This is a genomic window from Mycobacterium sp. NGS27, assembly GCF_059813005.1.
Genome location: NZ_JCALDT010000004.1, coordinates 57965 through 82281, shown reverse-complemented (window position 1 = coordinate 82281; position 24317 = coordinate 57965). Strand labels below are relative to the sequence as shown.

29 protein-coding genes are annotated in these 24317 nt (G+C 66.4%); 17 read left to right on the top strand and 12 right to left on the bottom strand.

The window, feature by feature from the left end; genetic code table 11:
• Positions 1 to 174: 174 nt before the first annotated feature.
• From phoH2 to AC5Y30_RS11845, 3 genes are all read left to right on the top strand, one after another.
• Positions 175 to 1476: an RNA 5'-3' helicase PhoH2 gene (gene phoH2, locus AC5Y30_RS11855; RefSeq protein WP_499918347.1), complete on the top strand. Its 1302-nt coding sequence runs from the start codon at positions 175 to 177 to the stop codon at positions 1474 to 1476.
• A 57-nt stretch (positions 1477 to 1533) separates the two neighbouring features.
• Complete coding sequence (locus tag AC5Y30_RS11850; RefSeq protein ID WP_499918346.1) at positions 1534 to 2409, top strand: polysaccharide deacetylase family protein; 876 nt, start codon at positions 1534 to 1536, stop codon at positions 2407 to 2409.
• A 144-nt stretch (positions 2410 to 2553) separates the two neighbouring features.
• Positions 2554 to 3996 (top strand): adenylate/guanylate cyclase domain-containing protein, encoded by a 1443-nt coding sequence (locus AC5Y30_RS11845; RefSeq protein ID WP_499918993.1) that lies wholly within the window; start codon positions 2554 to 2556, stop codon positions 3994 to 3996.
• 14 nt (positions 3997 to 4010) lie between these two features.
• Here AC5Y30_RS11845 and AC5Y30_RS11840 read toward each other — a convergent pair whose 3' ends face one another.
• From AC5Y30_RS11840 to glpX, 3 genes are read right to left on the bottom strand one after another with little or no spacing between them, the layout of a single operon-like run.
• Positions 4011 to 5027, bottom strand: a complete 1017-nt coding sequence (locus tag AC5Y30_RS11840; protein WP_499918345.1) for a hypothetical protein — start codon at positions 5025 to 5027, stop codon at positions 4011 to 4013.
• Between the two features lie 53 nt (positions 5028 to 5080).
• Entirely contained in the window at positions 5081 to 6487 is a 1407-nt protein-coding gene (locus tag AC5Y30_RS11835; RefSeq protein WP_499918344.1) for a class II fumarate hydratase, read from the bottom strand.
• 26 nt (positions 6488 to 6513) lie between these two features.
• Positions 6514 to 7593, bottom strand: coding sequence for a class II fructose-bisphosphatase (gene glpX / locus AC5Y30_RS11830; protein ID WP_499918343.1), 1080 nt, complete (start codon positions 7591 to 7593; stop codon positions 6514 to 6516).
• Between the two features lie 55 nt (positions 7594 to 7648).
• Between glpX and AC5Y30_RS11825 the strand changes: the two genes are divergently transcribed.
• The 3 genes from AC5Y30_RS11825 to AC5Y30_RS11815 are packed head-to-tail and all read left to right on the top strand — an operon-like array spanning position 7649 to position 10741.
• Positions 7649 to 8347, top strand: a complete 699-nt coding sequence (locus AC5Y30_RS11825; RefSeq protein WP_499918342.1) for a DUF4245 domain-containing protein — start codon at positions 7649 to 7651, stop codon at positions 8345 to 8347.
• A gap of 32 nt (positions 8348 to 8379) precedes the next feature.
• On the top strand, positions 8380 to 9177 hold the full coding sequence (locus tag AC5Y30_RS11820; protein ID WP_499918341.1) for a dienelactone hydrolase family protein: 798 nt from the start codon (positions 8380 to 8382) through the stop codon (positions 9175 to 9177).
• A 25-nt stretch (positions 9178 to 9202) separates the two neighbouring features.
• Positions 9203 to 10741, top strand: coding sequence for a carboxylesterase/lipase family protein (locus AC5Y30_RS11815; protein WP_499918340.1), 1539 nt, complete (start codon positions 9203 to 9205; stop codon positions 10739 to 10741).
• Here the strand turns inward: AC5Y30_RS11815 and AC5Y30_RS11810 are convergent.
• From AC5Y30_RS11810 to AC5Y30_RS11795, 4 genes are read right to left on the bottom strand one after another with little or no spacing between them, the layout of a single operon-like run.
• Positions 10738 to 11838: a 3-beta-hydroxysteroid dehydrogenase gene (locus AC5Y30_RS11810; RefSeq protein WP_499918339.1), complete on the bottom strand. Its 1101-nt coding sequence runs from the start codon at positions 11836 to 11838 to the stop codon at positions 10738 to 10740. The genes AC5Y30_RS11815 and AC5Y30_RS11810 overlap by 4 nt on opposite strands.
• A gap of 60 nt (positions 11839 to 11898) precedes the next feature.
• Positions 11899 to 12168, bottom strand: a complete 270-nt coding sequence (locus AC5Y30_RS11805) for an exodeoxyribonuclease VII small subunit (protein ID WP_499918338.1) — start codon at positions 12166 to 12168, stop codon at positions 11899 to 11901.
• Positions 12158 to 13414 carry an exodeoxyribonuclease VII large subunit gene (gene xseA / locus AC5Y30_RS11800; protein ID WP_499918337.1) on the bottom strand — a complete coding sequence of 419 codons (1257 nt, stop codon included), beginning with the start codon at positions 13412 to 13414 and terminating at the stop codon, positions 12158 to 12160. The genes AC5Y30_RS11805 and xseA overlap by 11 nt, the downstream gene beginning before the upstream one ends.
• Positions 13411 to 14010 carry a lipid droplet-associated protein gene (locus AC5Y30_RS11795; RefSeq protein ID WP_499918336.1) on the bottom strand — a complete coding sequence of 200 codons (600 nt, stop codon included), beginning with the start codon at positions 14008 to 14010 and terminating at the stop codon, positions 13411 to 13413. The genes xseA and AC5Y30_RS11795 overlap by 4 nt, the downstream gene beginning before the upstream one ends.
• A gap of 89 nt (positions 14011 to 14099) precedes the next feature.
• Here AC5Y30_RS11795 and AC5Y30_RS11790 point away from each other — a divergent pair, with 89 nt between their 5' ends.
• Complete coding sequence (locus AC5Y30_RS11790; RefSeq protein WP_499918335.1) at positions 14100 to 15110, top strand: 4-hydroxy-3-methylbut-2-enyl diphosphate reductase; 1011 nt, start codon at positions 14100 to 14102, stop codon at positions 15108 to 15110.
• A gap of 69 nt (positions 15111 to 15179) precedes the next feature.
• Here the strand turns inward: AC5Y30_RS11790 and AC5Y30_RS11785 are convergent, their stop codons facing one another.
• Positions 15180 to 16364: a DUF6542 domain-containing protein gene (locus tag AC5Y30_RS11785; protein ID WP_499918334.1), complete on the bottom strand. Its 1185-nt coding sequence runs from the start codon at positions 16362 to 16364 to the stop codon at positions 15180 to 15182.
• A gap of 140 nt (positions 16365 to 16504) precedes the next feature.
• On the opposite strand from AC5Y30_RS11785, the gene ychF reads away from it, so the two are divergent.
• The 4 genes from ychF to AC5Y30_RS11765 all read left to right on the top strand — a co-directional run bounded on the left by ychF (position 16505) and on the right by AC5Y30_RS11765 (position 18639).
• On the top strand, positions 16505 to 17578 hold the full coding sequence (gene ychF, locus AC5Y30_RS11780) for a redox-regulated ATPase YchF (RefSeq protein ID WP_499918333.1): 1074 nt from the start codon (positions 16505 to 16507) through the stop codon (positions 17576 to 17578).
• Positions 17579 to 17670: 92 nt separating this feature from the next.
• Positions 17671 to 18015 carry a limonene-1,2-epoxide hydrolase family protein gene (locus AC5Y30_RS11775; RefSeq protein ID WP_499918332.1) on the top strand — a complete coding sequence of 115 codons (345 nt, stop codon included), beginning with the start codon at positions 17671 to 17673 and terminating at the stop codon, positions 18013 to 18015.
• A gap of 88 nt (positions 18016 to 18103) precedes the next feature.
• A complete protein-coding gene (locus AC5Y30_RS11770; protein ID WP_499918991.1) occupies positions 18104 to 18379 on the top strand; it encodes a type II toxin-antitoxin system Phd/YefM family antitoxin in 276 nt (91 codons plus the stop codon).
• On the top strand, positions 18376 to 18639 hold the full coding sequence (locus tag AC5Y30_RS11765; RefSeq protein WP_499918331.1) for a type II toxin-antitoxin system RelE family toxin: 264 nt from the start codon (positions 18376 to 18378) through the stop codon (positions 18637 to 18639). Before AC5Y30_RS11770 ends, AC5Y30_RS11765 begins: the two co-directional genes overlap by 4 nt.
• A 49-nt stretch (positions 18640 to 18688) precedes the next feature.
• Here AC5Y30_RS11765 and AC5Y30_RS11760 read toward each other — a convergent pair whose 3' ends face one another.
• Entirely contained in the window at positions 18689 to 19189 is a 501-nt protein-coding gene (locus tag AC5Y30_RS11760; protein ID WP_499918330.1) for a nitroreductase/quinone reductase family protein, read from the bottom strand.
• 283 nt (positions 19190 to 19472) lie between these two features.
• Positions 19473 to 20111, bottom strand: a complete 639-nt coding sequence (locus tag AC5Y30_RS11755; RefSeq protein ID WP_499918329.1) for a methyltransferase domain-containing protein — start codon at positions 20109 to 20111, stop codon at positions 19473 to 19475.
• Positions 20112 to 20445: 334 nt separating this feature from the next.
• Between AC5Y30_RS11755 and AC5Y30_RS11750 the strand changes: the two genes are divergently transcribed.
• From AC5Y30_RS11750 to AC5Y30_RS11735, 4 genes are all read left to right on the top strand, one after another.
• A complete protein-coding gene (locus AC5Y30_RS11750) occupies positions 20446 to 20784 on the top strand; it encodes a WhiB family transcriptional regulator (RefSeq protein WP_499918328.1) in 339 nt (112 codons plus the stop codon).
• 112 nt (positions 20785 to 20896) lie between these two features.
• The gene (locus AC5Y30_RS11745) at positions 20897 to 21295 is read left to right on the top strand and encodes a VOC family protein (protein WP_499918327.1); all 399 of its coding nucleotides are present in this window, start codon (positions 20897 to 20899) and stop codon (positions 21293 to 21295) included.
• Between the two features lie 63 nt (positions 21296 to 21358).
• Complete coding sequence (locus AC5Y30_RS11740) at positions 21359 to 21742, top strand: Mtp family mycobacterial-type pilin (RefSeq protein ID WP_499918326.1); 384 nt, start codon at positions 21359 to 21361, stop codon at positions 21740 to 21742.
• 63 nt (positions 21743 to 21805) lie between these two features.
• The gene (locus AC5Y30_RS11735; RefSeq protein WP_499918325.1) at positions 21806 to 22165 is read left to right on the top strand and encodes a hypothetical protein; all 360 of its coding nucleotides are present in this window, start codon (positions 21806 to 21808) and stop codon (positions 22163 to 22165) included.
• Positions 22166 to 22260: 95 nt separating this feature from the next.
• Here the strand turns inward: AC5Y30_RS11735 and AC5Y30_RS11730 are convergent, their stop codons facing one another.
• A complete protein-coding gene (locus AC5Y30_RS11730; RefSeq protein ID WP_499919064.1) occupies positions 22261 to 22401 on the bottom strand; it encodes a hypothetical protein in 141 nt (46 codons plus the stop codon).
• Here AC5Y30_RS11730 and AC5Y30_RS11725 point away from each other — a divergent pair.
• Both AC5Y30_RS11725 and AC5Y30_RS11720 read left to right on the top strand, forming a co-directional pair.
• Positions 22352 to 22909, top strand: a complete 558-nt coding sequence (locus tag AC5Y30_RS11725; protein ID WP_499918324.1) for a peptidoglycan endopeptidase — start codon at positions 22352 to 22354, stop codon at positions 22907 to 22909. The genes AC5Y30_RS11730 and AC5Y30_RS11725 overlap by 50 nt on opposite strands.
• 361 nt (positions 22910 to 23270) lie before the next feature.
• Entirely contained in the window at positions 23271 to 23594 is a 324-nt protein-coding gene (locus AC5Y30_RS11720; RefSeq protein ID WP_499918323.1) for a putative quinol monooxygenase, read from the top strand.
• A gap of 7 nt (positions 23595 to 23601) precedes the next feature.
• Here AC5Y30_RS11720 and AC5Y30_RS11715 read toward each other — a convergent pair whose 3' ends face one another.
• A complete protein-coding gene (locus AC5Y30_RS11715) occupies positions 23602 to 24282 on the bottom strand; it encodes a guanylate cyclase (RefSeq protein ID WP_499918989.1) in 681 nt (226 codons plus the stop codon).
• Positions 24283 to 24317 lie beyond the last annotated feature (35 nt).

Sequence of the window (24317 nt, the reverse complement as noted above, 5' to 3'; positions counted from 1 at the left end):
CGGGCACGCGGCCACCGGAGTAGCGTCGTTCTCGATGGTCAGCGTCATGCTCTGCTGCCAGGGCGGCACCTCCCGTCACCACAACGGAAGGACCGGCCCCGGTCCTGGTGCTGCGGTTCCCGTCGACATGCCTGTGCGGGTCCGCGCGGGCTCATCCCGCTCGAGGAGCGCTACGTGACCGATATCCGGACCTACGTGATCGACACTTCCGTGCTGCTGTCCGACCCCTGGGCGTGCAGCCGGTTCGCCGAACACGAGGTGGTTGTTCCGTTGGTGGTGATCAGCGAGCTGGAGGCCAAACGCCACCACCACGAGCTGGGCTGGTTCGCCCGCCAGGCGCTGCGGCTGTTCGACGACCTTCGGCTGGTGCACGGACGGCTGGATCAGCCCATTCCCGTTGGGGCGCAGGGTGGTTCGTTGCACGTCGAGCTCAACCACACGGACCCGACGGTGCTGCCCAGCGGCTTCCGCAACGACAGCAACGACTCCCGGATCCTGAGCTGTGCCGCCAACCTCGCGGCCGAAGGCAAACGAGTTACGTTGGTCAGCAAGGACATTCCGCTCCGGGTCAAGGCCGCCGCGGTGGGGCTGGCCGCCGACGAATACCACGCGCAGGACGTGGTCGCGTCCGGATGGTCGGGGATGCGCGAGATCGAGACCGCCACCGAAGACATCGACGCCCTGTTCACCGACGGCGAGATCGATCTGGTGGAAGCGCGAGACCTGCCCTGCCACACCGGTGTTCGGCTGCTCGGCGGTAGCTCTCATGCGCTGGGCCGGGTGAACGCGGACAAACGCGTCCAGCTGGTGCGCGGCGACCGCGAGGCGTTCGGGCTGCGCGGACGGTCCGCCGAACAGCGAGTGGCGCTCGACCTGCTGCTCGACGAATCGGTGGGCATCGTGTCGCTGGGCGGCAAGGCGGGCACGGGCAAGTCGGCGCTCGCGTTGTGCGCCGGTTTGGAGGCGGTGCTGGAGAGGCGCACCCAACGCAAGGTGGTCGTCTTCCGCCCGCTCTACGCCGTCGGCGGCCAGGAGCTGGGGTATCTGCCCGGCAGCGAGAGCGAGAAGATGGGCCCGTGGGCGCAGGCCGTCTTCGACACCCTCGAGGGCCTGGCCAGCCCGGCGGTGCTGGAGGAAGTGCTGTCCCGCGGCATGCTCGAAGTGCTTCCGCTGACCCACATCCGGGGCCGGTCGCTGCACGACTCGTTCGTCATCGTCGACGAGGCGCAGTCGCTGGAGCGCAACGTCCTGCTGACCGTGCTGTCCAGGCTGGGCACCGGATCGCGGGTGGTGCTGACCCACGACATCGCGCAGCGCGACAACCTGCGCGTGGGCCGCCACGACGGCGTCGCGGCCGTGATCGAGAAGCTCAAGGGCCACCCGCTGTTCGCCCACATCACCCTGCTGCGCAGCGAGCGATCGCCGATCGCGGCCCTGGTCACCGAGATGCTCGAGGAGATCGCCGGCCCGCAGTGAGGGCGCCTGACCAGCGCGCTTGAACCCGGGTAACGGCGTCTTCGATAAACTTCTGCGGTGGCGAAACGACCCGACACCCAAGCCTGGCGCTACTGGCGCACGGTTGTCGGTGTGGCGGCTGCCGTCGCGGTGCTGGTGATCGGCGGGCTGACGGGCCACGTGACGCGCGCCGACGATCTGAGCTGCTCGGTCGTCAAGTGCGTCGCGTTGACCTTCGACGACGGGCCGGGGCCGTTCGATGAGCGACTGCTGCAGATCCTGAAGCAGAACGACGCCAAGGCCACCTTCTTCCTGATCGGCAACAAGGTGGCCGCCAACCCCGCGGGTGCCAAGCGCATTGCCGACGCGGGGATGGAAATCGGCAGCCACACCTGGGAACACCCCAACATGACCACGATCCCACGCGAAGACATCGCCGCCCAGTTCGCCAAGGCCAACGACGCGATCACCGCCGCGACCGGGCGCACCCCGAACCTGTATCGCCCCGCCGGGGGGCTGTCCGATCCGGTGGTCCGACAGACCGCCGGCCAGTTCGGGCTGGCCGAAATCCTCTGGGATGTCATCCCTTTCGATTGGGCGAACGACTCGAACACGGCCGCGACACGCTACATGTTGATGACTTACCTCAAGCCGGGCTCGGTGGTGTTGTTCCATAACACGTACTCGAGCACCGTCGACTTGGTGTACCAGTTCATTCCGGTGCTCAAGGCCAACGGCTACCGGCTGGTGACGGTCAGCGACCTGCTGGGGCCACGCGCCCCTGGCAGCAGTTACGGCGGCCGGGAGAACGGTCCGCCCGTCAACGCATTGCACGACATCCCGCCCGGCGACATCCCCACGCTGCCCAACACCCCCTCGCCGAAACCGATGCCCAACTTCCCGATCACCGACATCCCGGGGCAGAACTCGGGAGGGCCGAACAACGGTGCCTAGCACGGATTTCGAACCTACCTCTACATGATCACCGTGGGCTGGCTTCGGGATCGGCTCCCGCCGTCATGGCGTGGCCAGGCGCGGCAACGTGCCACGGGGCAACGAAAGTCTGTTCGGCGGTGGTTGATCCAGTACGGGTTCGACCTGAGCCTGTCCTACGTCCTGGCCGTCGTCGAAGCGGCCGCCATCTTGATTCCGCTGCGGGGCCACACTTCCGTCGGTGCCAACGCCGACTTCGCGCGGCAGAACACGGTGCCGGTGGTGTTGCTCGTCGTGCTGGGCATCGTCAGTGTCGCGGTGGCCGGCGCCATCAGCCTGGCTCCCACAGTGCGCTGGTTCGTCGCGGGCGACGACCCCACCCCGCAGCAACGCGAAGCCGTGATGAAGCTGGCCGGGCGCCAGTCGGCGATCCTGGTGACGTCCTGGGCACTGACCGGCGGGATCTTCATCCTGTTGAATCTCACTGACAGACCGCAGCTTCTGCTGCCGATCGTGCTCGGCGTGCTGCTCGGCGGATCGGCCGCGGCCGGCACCGGGATGCTGATCGCGCAGCGCACCCTGCGACCCATCATGCGCGCCGCCACGTTGGGCGCCGAGCCGCGGCTCGCGGTGCCGAGCGTGTATGCCCGCCTGGTCCTGCTGTGGTTTCTGTGCAGCGCATTTCCCATCGCGGTCATTGCGACGATGGTCGTTCTGCGCTCGTACGGGTGGCTGATCGAGAAGTCGGCGTCGCTGGACGTGCCGATTCTGGTGGTGTCGCTGGCGGCGCTGGTGCTGGGACTGCCCACCATGATCTTGACGTCGCGGTCGATCTCGGATCCGGTGGGCGAGGTCGTCGACGCGATGGCCGAGGTCGAGCACGGCCGCATGGACACCTATGTCGGCGCCTACGAACGCTCCCAGATCGGGCGATTACAAACGGGATTCAACCGGATGGTGGCGGGGCTCGCTGAGCGGGACCGGATACGCGACCTGTTCGGGCGTCACGTCGGGGCCGACGTCGCGCAGCGCGCCCTCAACGAGGGCGCATCCCTGTCGGGCGACGTGGTCGAGGCGGCCGTGCTTTTCATCGACCTGGTGGAATCCACCAGGCTCGCGGAAAGCCGCCCCCCGCAAGAGGTCGCGGAGGTGCTCAACGACTTCTTTCGCATCGTCGTGAACGCTGTCGACGAACATCACGGGCTGGTCAACAAGTTCGCCGGCGATGCCGCGCTGGCCGTCTTCGGGGTGCCGTTGCCGGCCGACGAGCCGGCCTCGTCGGCCCTGGCGACCGCCCGTGCGCTGGGCTCCCAATTGCGACGGCTGCCGGTCGATTTCGGCATCGGGGTGTCAGCGGGGCGGGTGTTCGCCGGCAATGTCGGCGCCGAAAACCGGTACGAATACACCGTGATCGGTGACGCCGTCAACGAAGCCGCGCGACTGGCCGACCTCGCCAAAACCTCCGACCGGCGGATCCTGTGCTCGGCGGGCGCCGTCGACGCCGCGGGTGAGGCCGAGCGCGCGCAGTGGGCCGAGTGCTATTCCACGGTACTGCGCGGGCGATCCGAGGCCACGCACGTCTCGGCGCCGACGGGCTCGGCGGGCTAGCCGGCCGACCCGCGTCAGGACTTGGAGACCTTCAGCGCGGCAATGATTTTGCCGACGAGATCGGCCGAAGCGGCATCGCCGATGGGTGTGCTGCCGATGAAGACGGTGACCGGCTTGGTGTCGACGGCGATGATGGTGACGGAATCGCCCTTGACGTTGCGACTGGGGTCGGCGATCGTGACGTCGGCGTCGACCCGCACGGCCTTGGTGCCGTCGACGGTGATCGACGAAGACTTCGTCGGTCCGAGCGTCGGCTGCGCGTTCGCGTATCCGGGGCCCGCGACGATGCATTGCATCAACTTCGTGGCTTGGGCCGAAAGGTCCATGCTGGGAACGAAATTGGTGACGGCGACCTCCGCCGTCATCATCCACTGATTGGCTCCGGGCACGTCCTGGGCAACTCCCAGTCCGCCGATCAGGTTCGGGCCCTGGTCGTCGGAGAACACCGTCCACCCGCCCGGCGCGGCGCTGGCCGGGAACGAAAGTTTGCCCGCGGCAAGGGAGTCGGTCCGTGGCATCTCGCCGCCGGACACGTTCGGGGTGCAATCGGTCGCGTTCTGCGCAGAGTTCTTCGGCTGCGAGACCGAGGTGCTCGTTGTCGAGGGCGCCGTGGCCGGCTTGTTGTCATGGCCGCCTCGCATCACCAACAGCGTCACCACCAGCGCGATGACCGCGAGCACGACCAGACCGGCGACGATCAGCCACGGCAGCTTCGAGCCGCGACCACCCGGCGGCGGCCCCGGGGGGTAGGGCCCGCCCGGGCCGCGCGGCGGAAACTGTTGTCCGGGTTGGGGATACTGCTGGTAGGGGGCGCCACCGGGCGGGGGGTAGGGGTACGCGCCACCCGGTGGGTACGCGTATGGACCGCCTTGCGGGTAAGGACCGGGACCGCCCGGCGGGTAGGGTCCCGGACCGCCTTGCGGGTAGGGGCCGGTACCGCCCTGCGGCTGGCCGCCCCAATTCGGGTCCTGCCCATACGGATTGGTTCCGTAGGGTCCCTGGCCGTAGGGACCGCCGGGAGGAGCCGTCATGGAAAACCACCCTTACTCTCGTCGACCACAGCCGTCACCGAATGACGGCCGGTTCAGTCTTCGGGCTTGACCTTGGCCATCGCCAGCACGTCGAGCCGCCGGCCGAGTTCGTCGATCGACAACTTGTCGCCGATCAGGCCGCGATCGATCACGGTCTGCCGAATCGTCTTGCGCTCCTTGAGCGCTTGTTTGGCCACCGCGGCGGCCTCCTCGTAGCCGATCGCCGAGTTCAGCGGCGTCACGATGGACGGCGACGACTCGGCCAGCTCGCGGAGGTGTTCGACGTTGGCGGCCAGCCCGGTGATGCAACGCTCGGCGAACAGCTTCGACACGTTGGTCAGCAGCTTGAAGGACTCGAGGACGTTGCGGGCCATCATCGGGATGTAGACATTGAGCTCGAACGCGCCGTTGCCACCGCCCCACGCGACGGCGGCATCGTTGCCGATCACCTGCGCGGCGACCTGCGTAACGGCCTCGGGCAGAACGGGATTCACCTTGCCGGGCATGATCGAGCTGCCCGGCTGGAGGTCGGGCAGCTGGATCTCGGCGAGGCCGGTCAGCGGGCCCGACCCCATCCAGCGAACGTCGTTGGCGATCTTGGTCAGCGACACCGCGATGGTGCGCAGCGCGCCGGAAGCCTCGACCAGCCCGTCGCGCGCCGCCTGTGCCTCGAACGAGTTTGCCGCCGTGCGCAATTCGCTCAGGCCGGTGGAGGCGACCAGCGTTTCGACCACCTTCGCGCCGAAACCGTCGGGAGCGTTCAGGCCGGTGCCGACCGCGGTGCCACCGATCGCCAGTTCACCCAGTCGCGGCAACGTGGCGCGTACTCGTTCGATCCCCGCCTCGACCTGCCGGGCGTATCCGCTGAATTCCTGACCGAGCGTCACCGGGACGGCGTCCATCAGGTGGGTACGGCCCGACTTGACCACGGTGTGCCACTCGCGAGCCTTGCCGGCCAGGGCGTCGTGCAGCACCTCGAGCGCCGGGATCAGATGACGCACGGCGGCCTCGGTGGCGGCGATGTGGGTTGCGGTGGGGAAGGTGTCATTCGACGACTGCGACATGTTGACGTCGTCGTTGGGGTGCACCGTGACACCGTTGGCGGCGGCGATGCTGGCGATCACCTCGTTGGTGTTCATGTTGGAGCTGGTGCCCGAACCGGTCTGGAAGACATCGATGGGGAACTGGTCGTCGTGCTGGCCGTCGGCGATCTCGGCCGCCGCGGCGATGATCGCGTCGGCCTTCTCGGGCGCCAGCAGCCCGAGGTCCTTGTTGACCTGCGCGCAAGCGCCCTTCAGCAAGCCCAACGCGCGGATCTGGGTGCGCTCCAGGCCGCGACCCGAGATCGGGAAGTTCTCGACCGCGCGTTGGGTTTGGGCGCGCCACAACGCTTTTGCGGGCACACGGACCTCGCCCATGGTGTCGTGCTCGATGCGGTACTCGGTGTCGTCAGCGGCCATTGAGTGGCGTCCTCGCTCTCGGTCGGTCAGGGCAGGGGATAGGCGGCGGAGGTGTCGCCGGTGAAGTCGATGGCGGAGTACTCGTTGAGTTTCGAAAGCCGGTGGTAGGCCTCGATCATCCGGACCGTTCCCGACTTGGACCGCATGACGATCGACTGCGTGGTGCAGCCGCCGGGGTAGTACTGCACGCCCTTGAGTAGATCGCCGTTGGTGACCCCGGTGGCGCAGAAGAACACGTTGTCGCCGGACACCAGGTCCTCGGTGGTCAGCACCTGATCCAGGTCGTAGCCCGCGTCGATGGCCTTCTGGCGTTCGTCGTCGTCCGTGGGAGCCAGCTGCGCCTGGATGGCGCCGCCCATGCAGCGGATCGCGGCGGCGGCGATGATGCCTTCCGGCGTGCCGCCGATCCCGGCCAGCATGTCGGTGCCCGAGTGCGGCCGGCAGGCCGAGATCGCACCCGCGACGTCGCCGTCGGTGATCAGCCGGATCCGCGCCCCGGTGGTCCGCACGTCCTCGATCAGCTTGGCGTGCCGCGGCCGGTCCAGGATGCACACGGTCATGTCGCGCACCGACAGCGCCTTGACCTTGGCGACGGCCTTGATGTTCTCGGAGATCGGGGCGGTGATGTCGAGCACGTGCGCGGCCTCTGGCCCGACGGCGATCTTGTTCATGTAGAACACCGCCGACGGGTCGAACATCGCGCCCCGGTCGGCCACCGCCAGCACCGAGATGGCGTTGGGCATGCCCTTGCTCATCAGCGTGGTGCCGTCGATCGGGTCCACGGCGAAGTCGCACTCCGCGCCGTCGCCGTTGCCGACCTCCTCGCCGTTGTAGAGCATCGGAGCGTGGTCCTTCTCGCCCTCGCCGATGACGACGACGCCGCGCATCGACACGGTGTTGACCAGCTCGCGCATCGCGTCGACGGCCGCCCCGTCGCCGCCCTCTTTGTCGCCGCGTCCGACCCAGCGACCGGCGGCCATGGCGCCGGCCTCGGTGACTCGCACCAGTTCCAAAGCCAGGTTGCGGTCCGGAGCCTCACCACGCGGTCGGCCCTGCGCTGAGGCCTGGCCGGCGGCGGCGGTCGAGCGGTCGCCCTCAACTGTCATGGTTGTCGATTGTCCCAGAAGCGGATCGGTCCGCTGGAACTGGGATACTTGGGGGATGACGGAGGAGCCGCCGCTGAATGCCCAGCTCGATGGGAACGTGGCCGGCGCGCCGTCTCCGCAGGCCGGACCCGCTCCCAGGCCGGCGAAGCCCCGGCTGTTGCAGGACGGCCGGGACATGTTCTGGTCCCTGATTCCGCTGGTCATCGGGTGCGTTGTGCTGGCCGGCATGCTGGGCATGTGCTCCTTTCAGCTGGGCAGCCACCAAGGCCCCGCCCCGTCGTATGACGCCGGCGCGGCCCTGCGTGCCGACGCGTCCGCGCTCGGCTTTCCGGTCCGGCAACCGCGGCTTCCCGCGGGCTGGCAGGCCAACTCCGGCCACCGCGGCGGCATCCAGGGCGGACGGACCGACCCGGCGAGCGGTCAACGGGTGAACGCGCCCATCTCGGTCGTCGGCTACATCAGTCCGACCGGGATGTATCTGAGCCTGACCCAGAGCAACGCCGACGAGGACAAGCTCGTCAATTCGATCCACCCGTCGGCCTACCCGACCGGAGCGGTCGATGTCAGCGGAACCAGCTGGGTGGTCTATCAAGGTTCCGGCCAAGACGGCGCGGACGCCGAGCCGGTATGGACGACCCGACTCAACGCTCCCGGCGGCGCCACCCAAATTGCGATAACCGGCGCCGGAAACACCGATCAGTTCCGTACGCTGGCGTCGGCGACGCAATCGCAACCGCCTTTGCCGAGCCGCTAGCTCACCCGCGCGAGCAAAGGGATCCTGTCAACGTGACTGCACCAGAGGCTGATCTGTCCGGATGGTCGGCGGCACCGTTCAGCGGTGAGGGATACACCCATGACGTCTACCGCAAGGGCAGTGGCCCGGGTGTGGTGCTGATCCCCGAGATTCCCGGAATCCACCCCGGTGTGCTAGCCCTGGGTAATCACCTGGTAGACAACGGCTTCACCGTCGCCATGCCGTCTTTGTTCGGCGAGCCGGGCAAGGCCAAGACGGCCGGCTACATCGCCAGTACGATCGGGCGGGCATGTGTGGCAAGGGAATTCGCGGCGTTCGCGTTGAACAAGCAGCGGCCGGTGTCGCTGTTCCTGCGTGCGCTGGCCCGTGATCTCAACGCGTCGACGCCCGGCAAGGGCGTCGGCGTGATCGGCCAGTGCTTCACCGGCGGGTTCGCGCTGGCGGCCGCGGTCGACGACAGCGTGCTGGCGCCGGTGCTTTCGCAGCCGTCGGTCCCGTTTCCGCTGGGCGCCGCGCGCCGTCGCGATCCCGGCCTGAGCGAATCAGAACTGGCCGCCGTGGCCGATCGGTGCGCCAACGACGGCCTGTGCGCGATGGGGCTGCGGTTCAGCGAGGACAAGGCGGTACCGCGCGAGCGGTTCGTGACGCTCAAGGAACGCCTCGGCGACGCCTTCGAGGTGATCGACATCGATTCGAGCCCCGGCAATCAGCACGGCTTCGGCAAGATGGCGCACTCGGTGCTCACCGACGAGGTCCGCGAAGTCGACGGCCACCCCGCCTACGAAGCCCGCAAGCGCGTGGTCGAGTTCCTCACGCAACGCCTTTTCTAGGTTCCTCAGGAGATTTCGCGCGCGCATGGCAATCGACGACCTCGTGGTCGAAACCAGCTACGGCCCGGTCCGGGGCGGGCAAGACGAGGGCGTCAAGGCGTGGAAAGGCCTGCGGTATGCGGCCGCGCCCGTCGGTGAGCTGCGGTTCCGCGCGCCCGAACCGCCCGCGCCGTGCGCCGAGGTCGCCGATGCCACCGCCTTCGGGCCTGCCTGCCCGCAACCGGTATTTCCCAACCTGCCAATAGATTTGGGTGCGCCGCAGGGTGAAGATTGCCTGCGGCTCAACGTCTGGGCGTCCTCTGGTACCAAGCCGGGTGACGCCAAGCCGGTGATGGTGTGGGTGCACGGCGGCGCCTACGTCCTGGGGTCGAGCAGCCAGACGCTCTACGACGGCCGCAGACTGGTGAGCCGCGGCGACGTGGTGGTGGTGACCGTCAACTATCGGCTCGGGGCGCTTGGCTTTCTCCACCTGTCATCGTTGGACATCGCGGGCCCGCGTTTCGATTCGAACGTCGGGCTGCGCGACGTGCTGGCGGCGCTGGAGTGGGTGCGCGACAACATCGCTGCCTTCGGCGGCGATCCGCGGCGGGTCACGCTGTTCGGCGAGTCGGCGGGTGCCGCCATCGTCACCACGCTGCTAACCAGCCCCGCGGCAGAAGGTCTGTTCGCTCGGGCGATCGCGCAAAGCTCGCCGGCCACTTCGGTGTACGACCGCGAGCGTGCAGGGCGGGTGGCGAGGGCATTCCTCGACCGGCTCGGAATCACCCCGTCGGAATCTCAACGGCTGGTGGAGATCCCGACGGCGGCGATCCTGGCCGCGTCGCAACGGGTGTTCGACGACGTGCCGGTGCGCAACCCGGGGACGCTGGCGTTCGTCCCGATCGTCGACGGCGACGTTCTGACCGACTACCCGGTCAAGCGGGCGCAAGAGGGCCGCTCACATCCGGTCCCGCTGATCATCGGCACCAACAAGCACGAGGCGATGCTCTTCCGGTTGCTGAGATCGCCGCTGATGCCGATCACTCCGAGAGCGATCACGTCGTTGTTCAACCAGATCGCCGCCGAACAACCCGATCTGCAGTTGCCCACCGAAGAGGAGATCGTCTCAACGTATTCGGGATTGCGGCGCAGGGCAAGGAGTTTGAGCATCGCGACGGACGTCGGCTTCCGGATGCCGTCGGTGTGGCTCGCCGAGGGGCACGCCCGCGTGGCACCGGTGTATCTCTACCGGTTCGATTACGCCACCCCATTGCTGAAGCTCACGATCGGGGCCGCGCATGCCACCGAATTGCCTTACGTCTGGGGCAATCTCGGTGCGCCCAAGGATCCGACGCTGATGCTGGGCGGCACCAAGTCCGCCAAGGCGGTGTCCAAGAGGGTGCGGACCCGATGGATCAATTTCGCCGCGAACGCCACGCCCGCGGGCCCCACCGGTGAGCCGCAATGGACGCCGTATACGGACGAGCGCTCCTGCCTGATCATCGATCGCCGTGACGCCCTGGCGCACGACGTCGATGCCAGCATCCGTGCCGCGTGGGGCAGCGAGATGGTCAGCTTTCGCTAGGCGGATGCCTTGTCCGCCAGGGCCTGTCGCTTCATTTCGCCGAACATCTCGACGTAGTACGACAGGCATTCCGACAGGGCCTGCTCGGTGTTGAACAGGGGCTGATACCCGAGATCGCGGGAGGCTTTCGCGATCGAGAAGAAATTGTCCAGATACAGCCGCTCGACGGCGAGCGGCTCGAGCAGCGGCGCCGGTATCCCGAACCGAAAATGCAGCCGCTGCCAACCCGTCATCGCCGCACGCACCATGGGGCCGTTCACCCGGGCCCGCGGCCACTTCTCCCCGCAGGCCTCGACCACCGGCCTGGCGAACTCGAACATGTTGATCGGCTCGGCATCGTTGATGAAGTAGGCCTGGCCGGGCGCGGTGCCGCCGGGCGTCAGGTGTTGCGCCGCCAGGATGAAACCGTGAATCAGGTTGTGCACGTAGGAGTTATCCAACCGGGCCGACTTGCGCCCGATCAGCACCTTGACGTGGCCGGCGATCACGCTTTCGAACAGCTTGCGGAACATCGTTTGATCGCCGCGGCCCCAGATGCCACTGGGGCGAATCGCACACGTCAACAGGCCGTCAACGCCGTTCTGGCCCAAGACGAATCGTTCGGCGATCACCTTTGTCTCGGTGTAGAGGTCGTTGAACCGGTTGGTGTAGGGCAGCGTCTCGTCGCCGCCGGCGATGTTCTGGCCGCCCATGACGACGCTGTTGGACGAGGTGTAGACGAAGCGCTGCACCCCGGCGGCCTGCCCGGCCCGGACCAGGTTCTCGGTTCCCCCGACGTTGACCCCGAAGCTGCGCTGCCGGTACTCGTCGGTCACCGACGCGCCGCCCATCAGGTCGATGATGGCCGCGGTGTGGAAGACGGTGTCTATGCCGTCGACCGCTTGGGCGCACACGGCCGTGTCGGTGATGTCGCCCTGCAGTACCTCAAGTTGCGGATGTGGTGGCAGCGGCGAGGGCGCACGGTCGAAGGAGCGGACCTGATGTCCACGGTCGAGCAAGGTGGACACCAGGTTGGCGCCGACGAATCCGGAGCCCCCGGTGACCAGGACGCGGCCGAGTTCGGCCGTCAGTGATGCATCACCCATGGCCGAAAGCATAACTGAAACGTGTTCCAGTTTGGGAAGAAATTCTCAATTCGACCCTCCGCGACCCCGAATTCAGGTGTCGTCGGTGTCGCCGGCCGCCAGCGTGTCTTCGATTCTCTTGCGGGCGCCAGCTAAGTGCTCTTCGCAGCGTTTAGCCAGCTGTTCGCCTCTTTCCCACAATTTCAGCGACTCGTCTAAGTCCAAGCCGCCTTGCTCGAGCGCCCGCACGACTTCGATCAGTTCGTCCCGGCACGCCTCATAAGCCAGGTGACTAATAGGTGTAATCGATTCGCCCTCCGCTGGGGTGCTGGAGTCGTCCGCGCCGTCGCTTTTACGCGCCATCGCCGCGTCCCTCGCTCACCGCGGCCACGGCGCCGTCGGCCACCCGCACCCGCAGCCGCGTGCCGGCCGGTGCGTCGTCGACCGAACGGAGCACGCGGTTCGTCGCCCCGATGGCTTGCACGGTGGTTTGCACGATGGCATAACCGCGGGCCAGCGTGGCCGCCGGCCCCAACGTCGCCAGCCTGGCGCTCAGGTGGCCGACGCGTTCGGTCTCGGTGGCGGCCAGCCGGGTGATGTCACGCCGGATCGCCGATCGGGCGCGGTGAACCTCGTCGGCGCGCGCCGTCAACGCCGCCAGCGGCTCGGCCAGCACCGGGCGGCTGCGAATCTGGGCCAGCGCCCGTTGCTCGCGGGACACCCAGTTGCGTAACGCGTGTGCGCTGCGCCGGCGCAGGTCGTCGATCAGCCGCTGCTCGGCGGCGGTATCGGGCACCACCTTCTTCGCCGCGTCGGTGGGGGTCGCGGCGCGCAAATCGGCGACCAGATCGCACAGCGGGTTGTCGGGTTCGTGGCCGACCGCACTGATCACCGGGGTGCGGCACGCCGCGATGGCGCGGCACAGCGTCTCGTCGGAGAACGGCAGCAGGTCCTCCACGCTGCCCCCGCCGCGGGCGATCACGATCACGTCGACCTCGGCGTCGCGATCGAGTTCGCCCAGCGATTCGACGATCTGGGCGACGGCATTGGGTCCCTGCACGGCGGTGTTGCGCACCGCGAAGCGCACCCCGGGCCAGCGTGCGGCCGCCACGGTGGTCACGTCGCGTTCGGCGGCGCTGGCCCGGCCGGTGATCAATCCGATCTTGTTGGGCAAGAAGGGGATCGGTCGCTTGAGTCGAGGATCGAAGAGCCCCTCGGCATCCAGCAGCCGGCGCAGCCGATCGATGCGGGCCAGCAGCTCGCCCACACCGACAGCGCGAATCTCGGTGAGCCGCAACGAGAATGTGCCCCGGCCCGTGTAGAACGACGGCTTGCCGCGCACCACCACCTGCGTGCCTTCGGCCAGCTTCACCGGCGCGGCAAGCACCAGGTCGCGCGGGCACGTCACGGTCAGCGACATGTCGGCGGCCGGGTCACGCAGCACCATGAACACGGTTTTGGAGTCCTGCCGCATCGAGATCTGGGCAAGCTGGCCCTCGACCCAGACGGTGCCGAGCTTGTCGATCCAACCCGCGACCCGAATGGCCACCGCGCGCACCGGAAAAGGGTTCTCGGCGGAGTTCGGTTCGGAGGTAACGGCCGGGGTCACTTCGCGTTCGCGCGGGTGATCCTGTTGGCGAGCAGCGTCTGGAACGGTGCGCGGCCCTTGGTGGCCTGCTCGTAGGCCAGCAGGGCTTCGAGGTCATCCACACTCAGCGATTGCAGACGGGCGCGCAGCTGCGCCAGCGTCAACGACGAGTAATCCAGCTCGGTGACCACCTCCGGTTGCGGAATCGAGGCATTGGCGGCCGGCTTGTTGGATTGGCGGGCGGACTTGGTCAGCGCGCCGGCATCTTCGTGCGCGTCGGCCACCGAGTACAGCGCGAACCGGCCCTCGGCCCGGCGCTCGCCCTCGCCGCCGTCTTGCGCGGGGAGGTAGGCGCTGTCGATCGCGTCGTTGATGTCCTCGTCGAAGGTCGCCCATTCCGGCTTCTCGTCCTTGGGCGGGAAGATCGATTCGAGGGTGCTGTCGCCCTTGATTGCCAGCTCGGCGAGGTTCTGTTGAAAGCGCATCACGATGTGCGCCGCTTGGCTGGCCAGTGTCATCGGGTACATCAGGATGGTTTTCGGCAGCCTGATGGTCTCCTCGACAGCGACTGTTGCCGCGCCGACCAGCAGCCGAACTCCATACGGTGCAGTGCCCATGGGTCCAAGATTGCCCTAAGCGGCGGCTAACTCCAAGCCCACAAGCGCGAGCTGGCAACCCTGTGTCGGCAGTCAGTACCCTGGATGGCATGCCGCCGACTATCGACATGGGGATTCCCGGCCGTGTGGGAGGACCAGCGCGATCGGCAGCCGGCGACCCAGTCCGTAAGCGAGTGCTCCTGGCCGAACCGCGCGGCTATTGCGCCGGCGTGGACAGGGCCGTGGAGACCGTGGAGCGCGCATTGGAAAAGCACGGCCCACCGGTCTACGTGCGTCACGAGATCGTGCACAACCGCCACGTCGTCACCACGCTGGAGAAGGCCGGTGCCGTGTTCGTCGAGGAGACCGACGAGGTCCCCGAGGGCGCGATCGTGGTGTTCTCCGCGCATGGTGTCGCCCCCACGGTGCACGCCGCGGCCGCCGATCGGAACCTGCACACCATCGACGCGACCTGCCCGCTGGTGACCAAGGTGCACAACGAGGCCAGGCGATTCGCGCGCAACGACTACGACATTCTGCTCATCGGCCACGAGGGCCACGAGGAGGTCGTCGGCACCGCCGGTGAGGCGCCCGACCACGTGCAGTTGGTCGACGGGGTCGCCGCCGTGGACAACGTGACGGTGCGCGACGAGAACAAGGTGGTGTGGCTGTCGCAGACGACCCTGTCGGTAGACGAGACCATGGAGATCGTCGAGCGGCTGCGGCAACGGTTCCCGAAGCTGCAGGACCCGCCCAGCGACGACATTTGCTACGCAACCCAGAACCGGCAGGTCGCGGTCAAGGCGATGGCGCCGGAGTGTGAGCTGGTGATCGTCGTCGGGTCGCGCAATTCATCGAATTCGGTGCGGCTGGTCGAAGTGGCGCTCGGTGGCGGGGCTGCCGCCGCGCACCTGGTCGACTGGGCCGACGACATCGACCCGGCGTGGCTGGAAGGCGTCACCACCGTGGGCGTCACCTCAGGGGCATCGGTCCCCGAGGTCCTGGTGGAGGGCGTGCTGGCACGGCTCGCCGAGTGCGGCTTCGACGTGGTGCAGCCGGTCACGACCGCGCAGGAGACCCTGGTGTTCGCTCTACCGCGCGAGATCCGGTCCGTTCGCTAGGGGCCGCGCGGCGCCTCGGACGATCGTGACGACCCGCTACGCCCGGCTACGCCGCGCTTGCGATTGTCACTAGACGTCGTACTCCCACGATTCCGCCGGTGGCCGTCCGGGCGTCCGCGAGCGGCTGCGGCGCTCGGTGTGTGGCTCGCGCGGCGGGTCTTGCGAGCCCGAGCCCCGGTAGCGGACCTGCGAAATGGGGTGATGGGTCGTGTTGGAGCCGTTTGACGGGGGCCGCCGGCGCCTCGGTTCGTAGGACGGCTGGTACGGCTCGCGGCTCTCGTAGCGGCTCCCGTAATTGGTGCCGCTCGGCGGGTCATATCGGTCGCCGTAGGACTCGAGACCGTCGAAACGGCTGCTCCGCGGGGTGGGCCGCTCGTAGGGATTGCGGCGCGTGCGCGGTTCGCGACGGGGTTCCCGGGGCGCTTGGCCGCGCGAATCGGGGTCGGCGTCCGGCCGGGGCCGGCGGCGCGGGCGCCGGGGCGGCTCGGTGGCGTCATAATCGCGGGCCGAGGCGGCGCCGCGCCGGGTGCTGCGTCGTTCGCGATCGGGCCGCTCGGCCGGTTCGGATCCCTCGCCCAAAGACTCGCGGGAATGCCGGGAGCGGGTGCGAGCCGAACGCGTGGTGCGTGTCGTGCCGCGGGTCCTCGACGAAGAGCCCGACCTGCGGCCGCGGCGGGAACCGGCGGTGTCTTCGGCGTTCTCCGCGTCGTCATCGGGCTGCAGCGCCGACTGCGCTTTGGCGACGATGCCGTTGAAGAAGGACTTGACGTCGACACTGGCGCCGCCCGAAGCGTCCTCGGAGGCATTCGTCGTGGTGGTTTTCTTGTAGCCGTTTCCGAAATACCAGCGGGCCAGCCCGATCGCCAGCACGGCACCGGCGGTGCCCAGCATCAGCGGGAAGCGCTCGATCAGCGGGTAGCCGCAGTTGATCAGCAGGTCTTTGAGGCGGCCGACCTTGGCGTCGTGGAACAGCCAATAGGCGCCCGGGACCGCGGCGAACAGGATCAGGGGCGGCTGGATGATCGTCGTGAAGATGCCGTCCTGGCGCACCGCCAGCACCGCCGCCACGCAGCCGGCTATATAGAAGCCGGCGAAGACGTGGGTCAGCTCTTTGTGACCAGCGTCGATGCCGTAGCCGATGGCGGTCGCGGTGACGGCGATAAGCAGCGCTGCGTACCAGGGCACGCCTGGGATGTTTGGGTGGATCGACCGGTGAGCACCCTCCACCGTCGAACTTGCCCGCTGTGCTGACACATGTAGACCGTACCGGGAATGGGCCGAAAGGCCCGTAAATACCTCGTAGGGATCCTGGCGTGCCATGCCGGGGTGCGCCTCGGCGGTGACCAACGGTCCCCGGCGCCGACCGGCGCCGAGACACCTAGACTTGGTTCCCCGTGAGCCTGAGCCTGGGAATTGTGGGTTTGCCCAACGTCGGCAAGTCGACCTTGTTCAACGCGCTGACCCGGAACAACGTGGTGGCGGCCAACTATCCGTTCGCGACGATCGAGCCCAACGAGGGCGTCGTCCCGCTGCCCGACCCTCGGCTGGACAAGCTGGCCGAGATGTTCGATTCCGAGAAGGTCGTGCCGGCGCCGGTGACGTTCGTCGACATCGCCGGAATCGTCAAGGGCGCCTCCGAAGGGGCCGGGCTGGGCAACAAGTTCCTGGCCAACATCCGCGAGTGCGACGCGATCTGCCAGGTGGTGCGGGTGTTCGCCGACGACGACGTCGTGCATGTCGACGGCAAGGTCGATCCGGGCTCCGACATCGAGGTGATCGAGACCGAGCTGATCCTCGCCGACCTGCAAACCCTCGAAAAGGCGGTCCCGCGGCTGGAGAAGGAGGCCCGCAACAACAAGGACCGCAAGCCCGTGCACGAGGCGGCCGTCGCCGCGGAGGCCGTGCTCAACACCGGCAAGACGCTCTTCGGTGCCGGTGCCGACACGTCGCTGCTGCGCGAACTGAATCTGATGACGACCAAGCCGTTTCTGTACGTGTTCAACGCCGACGAAGCCGTGCTGACCGACGATGCCCGCAAGGCCGAGCTGTCGGCCATGGTCGCACCGGCCGATGCCGTGTTCCTCGACGCGAAGATCGAGGCCGAACTGCAAGAGCTGGACGACGAGTCGGCCGCCGAGCTGCTGGAGTCCATCGGCCAAATCGAACGTGGGCTAGATGCGTTGGCGCGGGCCGGATTCCACACCCTCAAACTGCAGACCTATCTGACGGCGGGCCCAAAAGAGGCGCGCGCGTGGGTGATTCATCAGGGTGACACCGCGCCGAAGGCCGCCGGGGTGATCCACACCGACTTCGAAAAGGGCTTCATCAAGGCCGAGATCGTCTCCTATGACGACCTGATTGCCGCCGGCTCGATGGCGGCGGCCAAGGCCGCCGGCAAGGTCCGCATGGAGGGCAAGGACTACGTCATGGCCGACGGCGACGTGGTGGAGTTCCGCTTCAACGTCTAGTCAGCCGCATTGTGTGCACCGGCTAAAAGTGCGGCAGGCGCTGACACTGCTAGGTACGCTGGCCTGCACTCGACGAGACCTCAGGGGGTCCGATGACGCCAGAAGATGTTGTACGCGCTGAGTTGAGTGCGTGGCATGCCCTCGACGTCGAGGAGATCGTCGGCCACTTTCATCGGGACGGTGTCTGGGACAACGTCGCATTGGGCGCTCACCGCGGACACGCCGAAATCAGGGCGGCCGTCGAGGGCTACGTCCGACGAATGGAATCAGCTGACTTGCGGGTTGTGAACATTGCCGTCAACGGCAACGTTGTGTTGACCGAGCGTATTGACGAGATGGTCTACGACGGCAACAAAATTTCAGCGCGTTGTATGGGCGCCTTCGAGGTAGAGGGCGACAAGATCACCGCCTGGCGCGACTACTTCGACGTTCCGTGATCCCGATGCAGATCGTCAGGGGATCATAGAATTTCAGTTCACTGTTCAGTGCGTGGCCGTTATCGAGGATCACGCTAGAATTCTGTACATGACGACGCTTCCATTGGCCGAGGTTCGAGCGAACCTATCGAAGCTTGTCGATGAAGCGGTACGTACCCATCAGCGGATCGAGGTCACTCGGCAAGGCCGGCGGGCTGCGGTGATTCTGAGCGCGGACGACTACGACTCGATCATGGAAACGCTCGACATCCTCAGCGATCAAGAGTTGATGCGCGATGTGCGAGCGGCTGAGGAAGACGACGAGATCTTCTCACTGGACGAGGTAACCGAGGAGATGCGCGCCGCCGGGCGGCTGCCTCGGTGACTTACCGGATCGAGCTGACCAAGGCTGCGATGCGGGCGCTGACGGAATACCTGCCCGAGCCCGTCGCTGTCGCATGTTGGGAGTTCATTCGCGGCCCGCTGGCGGAAAACCCCTACCGCGTTGGCAAGCCCCTTGGCGATCAACTCGAGGGCAGGTATTCCGCCCGGCGTGGCGAATTCCGGGTCATATACCAAATTTTCGATGACCGAGTAATCGTCAGAGTCATCCATATCGGGCACCGCCGTGACGTTTATCGATGACGCGACGTGGTCGAGTTCCGGTTCACGTGTAGCGGCAACGCCATTCGCGTTATTGCGAATCCTGCGCGGTGAACACGTCGATCGGTCTTCCGAGCGTCAGCATCACCAGGGGGATCTGGCGGCTCGTCAACTTCTGACAAGTAATGTACGGCGGGTACAGGTGCGCCATGTAGGCCCAGACCTGATGACGCTCTTCGCCTTCGGGCTCGCGCCAGGTGGCCTCGAACGCCTGGGTCGCGATCTGCACACCGATTGCCTTGGACGCCAAGATATTCAAATACCAATCCGGATGCGTATCGGCGCCGCCTTTTGATGCGACGATCACGATCTCGCCACCGAAGTTGCCGTAGATTAACGGCGTGACGTAAGCCTTCCCCGACTTTCGGCCCACGCACCTGATCAAGCAGTGCGTCGTCATCTCACGTCCTCCGACCGCAGTGAGGTCGAAGATGTGGCCCTGCGCGCCCCGGGAAGTCAGGTAGATCTCTAGGTGCTCACTGATCCAGTTAGCGCGCGTCGCTTGCATCGCTGCGGCATCGGGATCGGCCATGGATGACTCCTGAATCTAGGCGGGTGAAGCTGATCGGACCTCAACCTGCGGTGGATAACCCGATGGGGTCCGTGTCAACCCTCTGGCACCGACGCAGTCGGTGCTGCTGCGAAGCGATAACTGGCGGAAGCCGATGCGAGGGGGTCGAATTCCGCTTTCAAACAGCGTCTTGTGGCAAAGCCGCTTCACGCTGATTCTGATCTCGCTTCCCAGGCGGGGGCGGCCCCTCTCGATCGACGACGAAAGTCAGCCTCGATCGAATTCCACACTCGTTCACGAAGTTTCACGCGACGGCGTGGGCGATCAGCAGGTGCGGCGCGTTGTCGTCTTCACTGATCTGACGGTGTTCCACTATGAGACCGGTGCTGCGAAGCGTGTCGATCACGTCCGCCACCGGACGGAGCTGAAAGCCGTGTCCGGTAAATGGCAGTTTTGCCATCACATCGGGGTCGGCAAGTCCGATGACGAGTCGACCCCGGCTGTTTATCACCCTGGCAAGCTCTGTGAACGCTTGGTCGAGCTCCGCGACGAAGTAGATGGTGTTGACGGTAATGGCGCCGTCTAATGCCCCATCGGAAAACGGTAACTGCGTGATGGACCCGGAATGCAACGACAGCCGCCCGGTTGCGATCTCGCGACGGTAGCGTCCTGCGGCCTGGCGCAGCATCGTCTCCGACACCTCGACGCCATGAACACTGCCCGACGGACCGACACTGTCAAGCAGAAATTTCAGCCCGACTGCGCCACCGAACCCGACATCGGCCACCGTCGACGCTTCACCAGGTTGCAGCGCTCGCGCGGCCGCGCTCACGAAGCGCCGGTTGCCCCGATTGAGCGCCGCACCCACCAGCCGTCCGCGTAGACCACGTGGATGGCCGAGCTGCTTGGCGATACCCGCCATGACGGCGTCGCGGGCGCCCATCTGACGACCGTAGAGCAGACACTGATGCGACACGGCTTTTTGGATGAAGTGACGGGAGCGCAGACGGCACGGCGTCCGGTCGGTGGATGAATGTCGTCTAGCGGTCGTGACGAGGGGCCGTCCGACGTGGTCGACTTTCGGTTCACCATCTTGGGCGACCCTCGGCAGCTGAAAAAGGTACGACCGTGCCAAAATCTGGTTGCGCAATCGATACCGATTCGCCTAACTTAGGCATGGGTCAAGTCACACGTACGGGCCGATGTGGCACACATCCCAGCAACAGGTGTGAGGCGGTCTCGTATTTCGCGGCCGGCCTGGACGAAGGAATAGCTCGTTGTCAGCAGAGAAGGGGGCCGCGCGGCCCACAAACCTTGCGCTCGTAAAAAACGCGGCGGCCGAGAACGACCGCGCTTGGGTGTCGAAGGCGCTGTGTCGTGGAACAGATCCGGACGCACTCTTTGTGCGCGGTGCCAAGCAACGTGAGGCTACGGTCATCTGCCGTCGCTGCCCGGTGATGAGAGAGTGCGGGGCCGAGGCGCTCGACAATAAGGTCGAATTCGGCGTATGGGGCGGCATGACCGAGCGCCAGCGCCGGGCTCTGCTCAAGAAAAATCCTCAGGTCGCCTCGTGGACGGAGTTTTTCGACAAGCGCAACGCCGGCTCGGTCGGATAGCAGCTGGGCGGCCCGCTGGAGGCAGATCGGGAGTTGGCGGCAAGAACTTGTCGGAGCCCGCGTTTAGCATTCGGTGCTCAGATACGCACCGGGTAAGCGCGAGGGAGACCGCATGAAGTTCGTTTCGACCAGAATCATCACCGCCGACGTCAGCCGGCTCGTGAGTTTCTACGAGATGGTCACCGGGGTCTCCGCGATCTGGGGCAACGAGCTGTTCGCCGAAATCCCGACGCCGGTCGGCACGCTGGCGATAGGCAGCGACAAGACCGTTCCGTTGTTTGGGGCCGGGTCGGCCGAGCCCGCGGCCAACCGGAGCGCCATCGTGGAGTTCATCGTCGAGGATGTGGACTCCGAATACGAGCGGCTCCGCGAGCACGTGGCCGAGTTCGTGACGACGCCGACCACGATGCCGTGGGGAAACCGCGCGTTGTTGTTCCGGGACCCCGATCGGAACCTGGTCAACCTGTTCACTCCGGTGACCGAGGAGGCGCGGGCCAAGTTCGGAGTGTGAGCATGGCACTTTCGAATCCGATTACTACTTGCCCGGATGGTCGCCGAGGGAAATTCTTAGGTGATGGCGACTTTCAAGCGGGCGGTGCGGTGGGCGATGACCGTGATGGTGGGCGGCGCAGCGGCGCTGTCCGCTCTCGGTCTTGCCGGCGACATCGTCGCCCAGGCGGCCCCGGCCCCGCCGCCTACCGGTCACTGGTGCCCGGGTGATCCATGGAACCCATCCTGGGGCAACGTCTCGGACTGGGACTGGCATCAGTGCCACGACTGGCAACACCCGTGCGGACCGTCTGCCCCGGCCGGCTGGGGGCCCTGGGGACCTCCACCGCCATGGGCTCCGCCGCAGCCACCTCAACCGGCCTGGGCGCCCGGAGCGCAAATGATGTGGAATCCGACCGGCGCCGGCAACTGGGGAATCTGGAACAACGGGGTATGGACGCCGATCTGACCGGGTCTGCCACCACCGGGTGCGCCCTGGGCGGGTCGAATCGCCAAAGGCTTAGGGTGAACTGTGGCCATTGAGGACCGCGCCGAGCCGCCCGCGGAGCTGGAGCGCCGGGCTCACGAGCTCGATGAGCGCGAAGAGACCCTCGCCCAGCGCGAGGCCGAACTCAAACGACGCGAATTCCAGGCGGGCAGAAGAGACCGGGTCGCCGACCAACGTGAGCGAATAGCGGACGACCGCGAGAGGCTGGCAGACGAACGCGAGCAGCGCGCGGACGAACGTGAGGGCACGTCCGCGGAGCGCGAACGTGAGCGGCTGCGCCGGGTGGACGAACAGGGAAAGCGGCTGCGAGCACGCGCAAAGCGGGAGCAGGCCGACGTCGACCGTGAGACGGCGCTCAGCGAACGAGGGGGCGATCCCGCCTAACCGCTGGGAAGCTCCCTGCCGGAAGCTGCCAAGCCGACATGCCTGAAGCGCAGGTATTAGCTGCGGGAAATTCATCGAGGCGTAATCAATTTGCTCTACGTGCGGCGCAGGTCATTGGCCGTGCGGGGAATGACGTGCGCCACAAATTTTGGTTCACGATAATTGTTATTGCTAGCCTCGCTGCCCATGGTCGTTATTGCAACTTTGATGTCGCTGATCAGCCAGGTCTCCGGCACGCCGTATATTGCGGGTGGAGATTCACCCGCCGGTACCGATTGTTCGGGACTCGCGTCGTGGATTGCGAATGCAGCGACTGACAGGCCCGTGTTTGGTAATCGATTCAACACCGGAAACGAAGAGGGCGCATTACTGGCGCGCGGCTTCCAATATGGAACCGCCCCCAACGCCGTAGTCATCGGCTGGAACGGTGGCCACACCGCGGTGACGCTGCCGGATGGAACGTCCGTCTCCAGCGGGGAGCGTGGCGGCGTGCATATCGGCGGTGCGGGCGCCTACCAGGCCGGATTCACCCACCATATGTTCCTTCCGATGGCACCGGACGAGGGCGCGCCGCCGCCGCCTCTGTTCGCTCCGCCACCCGCGCCGGACGCTCCGCCGCCCCCGGCTGACGCTCCGCCGCCGCCTGCGCCGGATGCGCCGGCCCCCCCAGCGCCGGATGCGCCGCCGCCGCCCGTTTTGATCGACGCTGCGGCGCCGGCGGAACCGCCCCCACCGGTTGCCTGAAATACCGTTATTCCGGGAACGCAGGAATTGCGAATTAATAACAAATACAGCACAGACTCACTCTGATAATGGTGAGGCATTCCTGTGCTGTGGGCGCCGGGGATAATGTTTTCCGAAAGTGAAATATCGCCGCAAATTGCTGATTTGTGAGCTACGCCACTATCAGACGTGCGGTGAAGGTGTGCTCATGTGTCATTTGTGACGCATGAGCACACTTTGCTCTAGCCATTACGTAAGCAAACTACGCCCGGCGTTGGCCGCCGGAACGCCGCCGCGGCGCCCACCGCTGGCCGGATAGGCTGGCGCTGCCCGCGGAGATCGGGCGGGCGTAACTGGTACCAGCGAACCGAGGCGGGCCGCAATGATCTTCATCGTCGTCAAGTTCGAGACCAAACCCGAGTGGACCGACCGCTGGCAAGACCTAGTCGCGTCGTTCACCGCGGCGACCCGGGCCGAGGAAGGCAATCTGTGGTTCGAGTGGTCGCGCAGCCTGGACAACCCGACGGAGTACGTCTTGGTGGAGGCGTTCCGCGACGACGAGGCCGGCGCCATCCACGTCAACAGCGACCACTTCAAGCGCTTCATCCAAGAGGTCCCGCAGGCGCTGAAGTCCACGCCCAAGATCATCAACCAGACCATCGATGCCACGGGCTGGTCGAAGATGGGTGAAATGGCGGTCGGCTAATCCTCGACTAGCCGACCGCGATCTCGATTTCGCCGCCCAGGGCGTAACCCGGTGTGAGCGGAAGCCTGTCGCCGCTCCAGAACGAGCCCGGATCGAAGAAGTTCGAGTACTTCTCGGTGGTGAGCAAGCCCATTTCCTCGTAGGTGATGGCCACCGTCTCCGCACAGTACGCCGCTTCCAGGCCGAGCCGCTGGCGCTCTTTGCGTCGCTCCATCGACTCTCGAACCTTACTGTCCACCAACGGGATTCCGCGCACCCAGTCGTACGCGTTGGGTAGCCGGCCACGCAGCCAACGGCCGGTCAGGCGCATGGTGGTGGGGAACGCGGTGCCGTCCATCCGCGCGATCACGCGCAGCAACTTGTTCTCTTGCTCGCGATCGGCCGGCGGAGTGAGCTGACGTAGCCAGCACCGTTGGTGGTAGCGCTGCGACCACTGCAGCACGGATTGCGCAAGGTCGTTGAGTTGCACGCCGCGGTGATTCGTTCCGGTCCACAAGTCGACGAGCTTGTCACCCAGTTCGGCGTGCCAGATCAACGGTGGCAAGTCGTCGATCGCCACCGTCATGCCGACATGGTTCACCGGGCTGTTGGTCAACGTCTGGATGGCGCGGTCGGGTCCCGAACCGCCGCGAAACAGCCACAGATCACCGGTCCTGGTCTCTTCGAGCGCCTGGTTCAAGGTGAGCATCGTCGTGTAAACCCGTCCGCCGTTACGGTTTTCGC

Excerpts from the sequence above, each read along its gene's own strand:
- AC5Y30_RS11840 (WP_499918345.1), bottom strand. The coding sequence starts at position 5,027 with ATGACGGCTCCTCCCGGCGGTCCCTACGGCCAGGGACCCTACGGAACC.
- AC5Y30_RS11835 (WP_499918344.1), bottom strand. The coding sequence starts at position 6,487 with ATGGCCGCTGACGACACCGAGTACCGCATCGAGCACGACACCATGGGC.
- glpX (WP_499918343.1), bottom strand. The coding sequence starts at position 7,593 with ATGACAGTTGAGGGCGACCGCTCGACCGCCGCCGCCGGCCAGGCCTCA.
- AC5Y30_RS11825 (WP_499918342.1), top strand. The coding sequence starts at position 7,649 with ATGACGGAGGAGCCGCCGCTGAATGCCCAGCTCGATGGGAACGTGGCC.
- AC5Y30_RS11815 (WP_499918340.1), top strand. The coding sequence starts at position 9,203 with ATGGCAATCGACGACCTCGTGGTCGAAACCAGCTACGGCCCGGTCCGG.
- AC5Y30_RS11810 (WP_499918339.1), bottom strand. The coding sequence starts at position 11,838 with ATGCTTTCGGCCATGGGTGATGCATCACTGACGGCCGAACTCGGCCGC.
- AC5Y30_RS11805 (WP_499918338.1), bottom strand. The coding sequence starts at position 12,168 with ATGGCGCGTAAAAGCGACGGCGCGGACGACTCCAGCACCCCAGCGGAG.
- AC5Y30_RS11795 (WP_499918336.1), bottom strand. The coding sequence starts at position 14,010 with ATGGGCACTGCACCGTATGGAGTTCGGCTGCTGGTCGGCGCGGCAACA.
- AC5Y30_RS11790 (WP_499918335.1), top strand. The coding sequence starts at position 14,100 with ATGCCGCCGACTATCGACATGGGGATTCCCGGCCGTGTGGGAGGACCA.
- AC5Y30_RS11775 (WP_499918332.1), top strand. The coding sequence starts at position 17,671 with ATGACGCCAGAAGATGTTGTACGCGCTGAGTTGAGTGCGTGGCATGCC.
- AC5Y30_RS11770 (WP_499918991.1), top strand. The coding sequence starts at position 18,104 with ATGACGACGCTTCCATTGGCCGAGGTTCGAGCGAACCTATCGAAGCTT.
- AC5Y30_RS11760 (WP_499918330.1), bottom strand. The coding sequence starts at position 19,189 with ATGGCCGATCCCGATGCCGCAGCGATGCAAGCGACGCGCGCTAACTGG.
- AC5Y30_RS11755 (WP_499918329.1), bottom strand. The coding sequence starts at position 20,111 with ATGGGCGCCCGCGACGCCGTCATGGCGGGTATCGCCAAGCAGCTCGGC.
- AC5Y30_RS11745 (WP_499918327.1), top strand. The coding sequence starts at position 20,897 with ATGAAGTTCGTTTCGACCAGAATCATCACCGCCGACGTCAGCCGGCTC.
- AC5Y30_RS11740 (WP_499918326.1), top strand. The coding sequence starts at position 21,359 with ATGGCGACTTTCAAGCGGGCGGTGCGGTGGGCGATGACCGTGATGGTG.
- AC5Y30_RS11725 (WP_499918324.1), top strand. The coding sequence starts at position 22,352 with ATGGTCGTTATTGCAACTTTGATGTCGCTGATCAGCCAGGTCTCCGGC.
- AC5Y30_RS11720 (WP_499918323.1), top strand. The coding sequence starts at position 23,271 with ATGATCTTCATCGTCGTCAAGTTCGAGACCAAACCCGAGTGGACCGAC.
- AC5Y30_RS11715 (WP_499918989.1), bottom strand. The coding sequence starts at position 24,282 with ATGCTCACCTTGAACCAGGCGCTCGAAGAGACCAGGACCGGTGATCTG.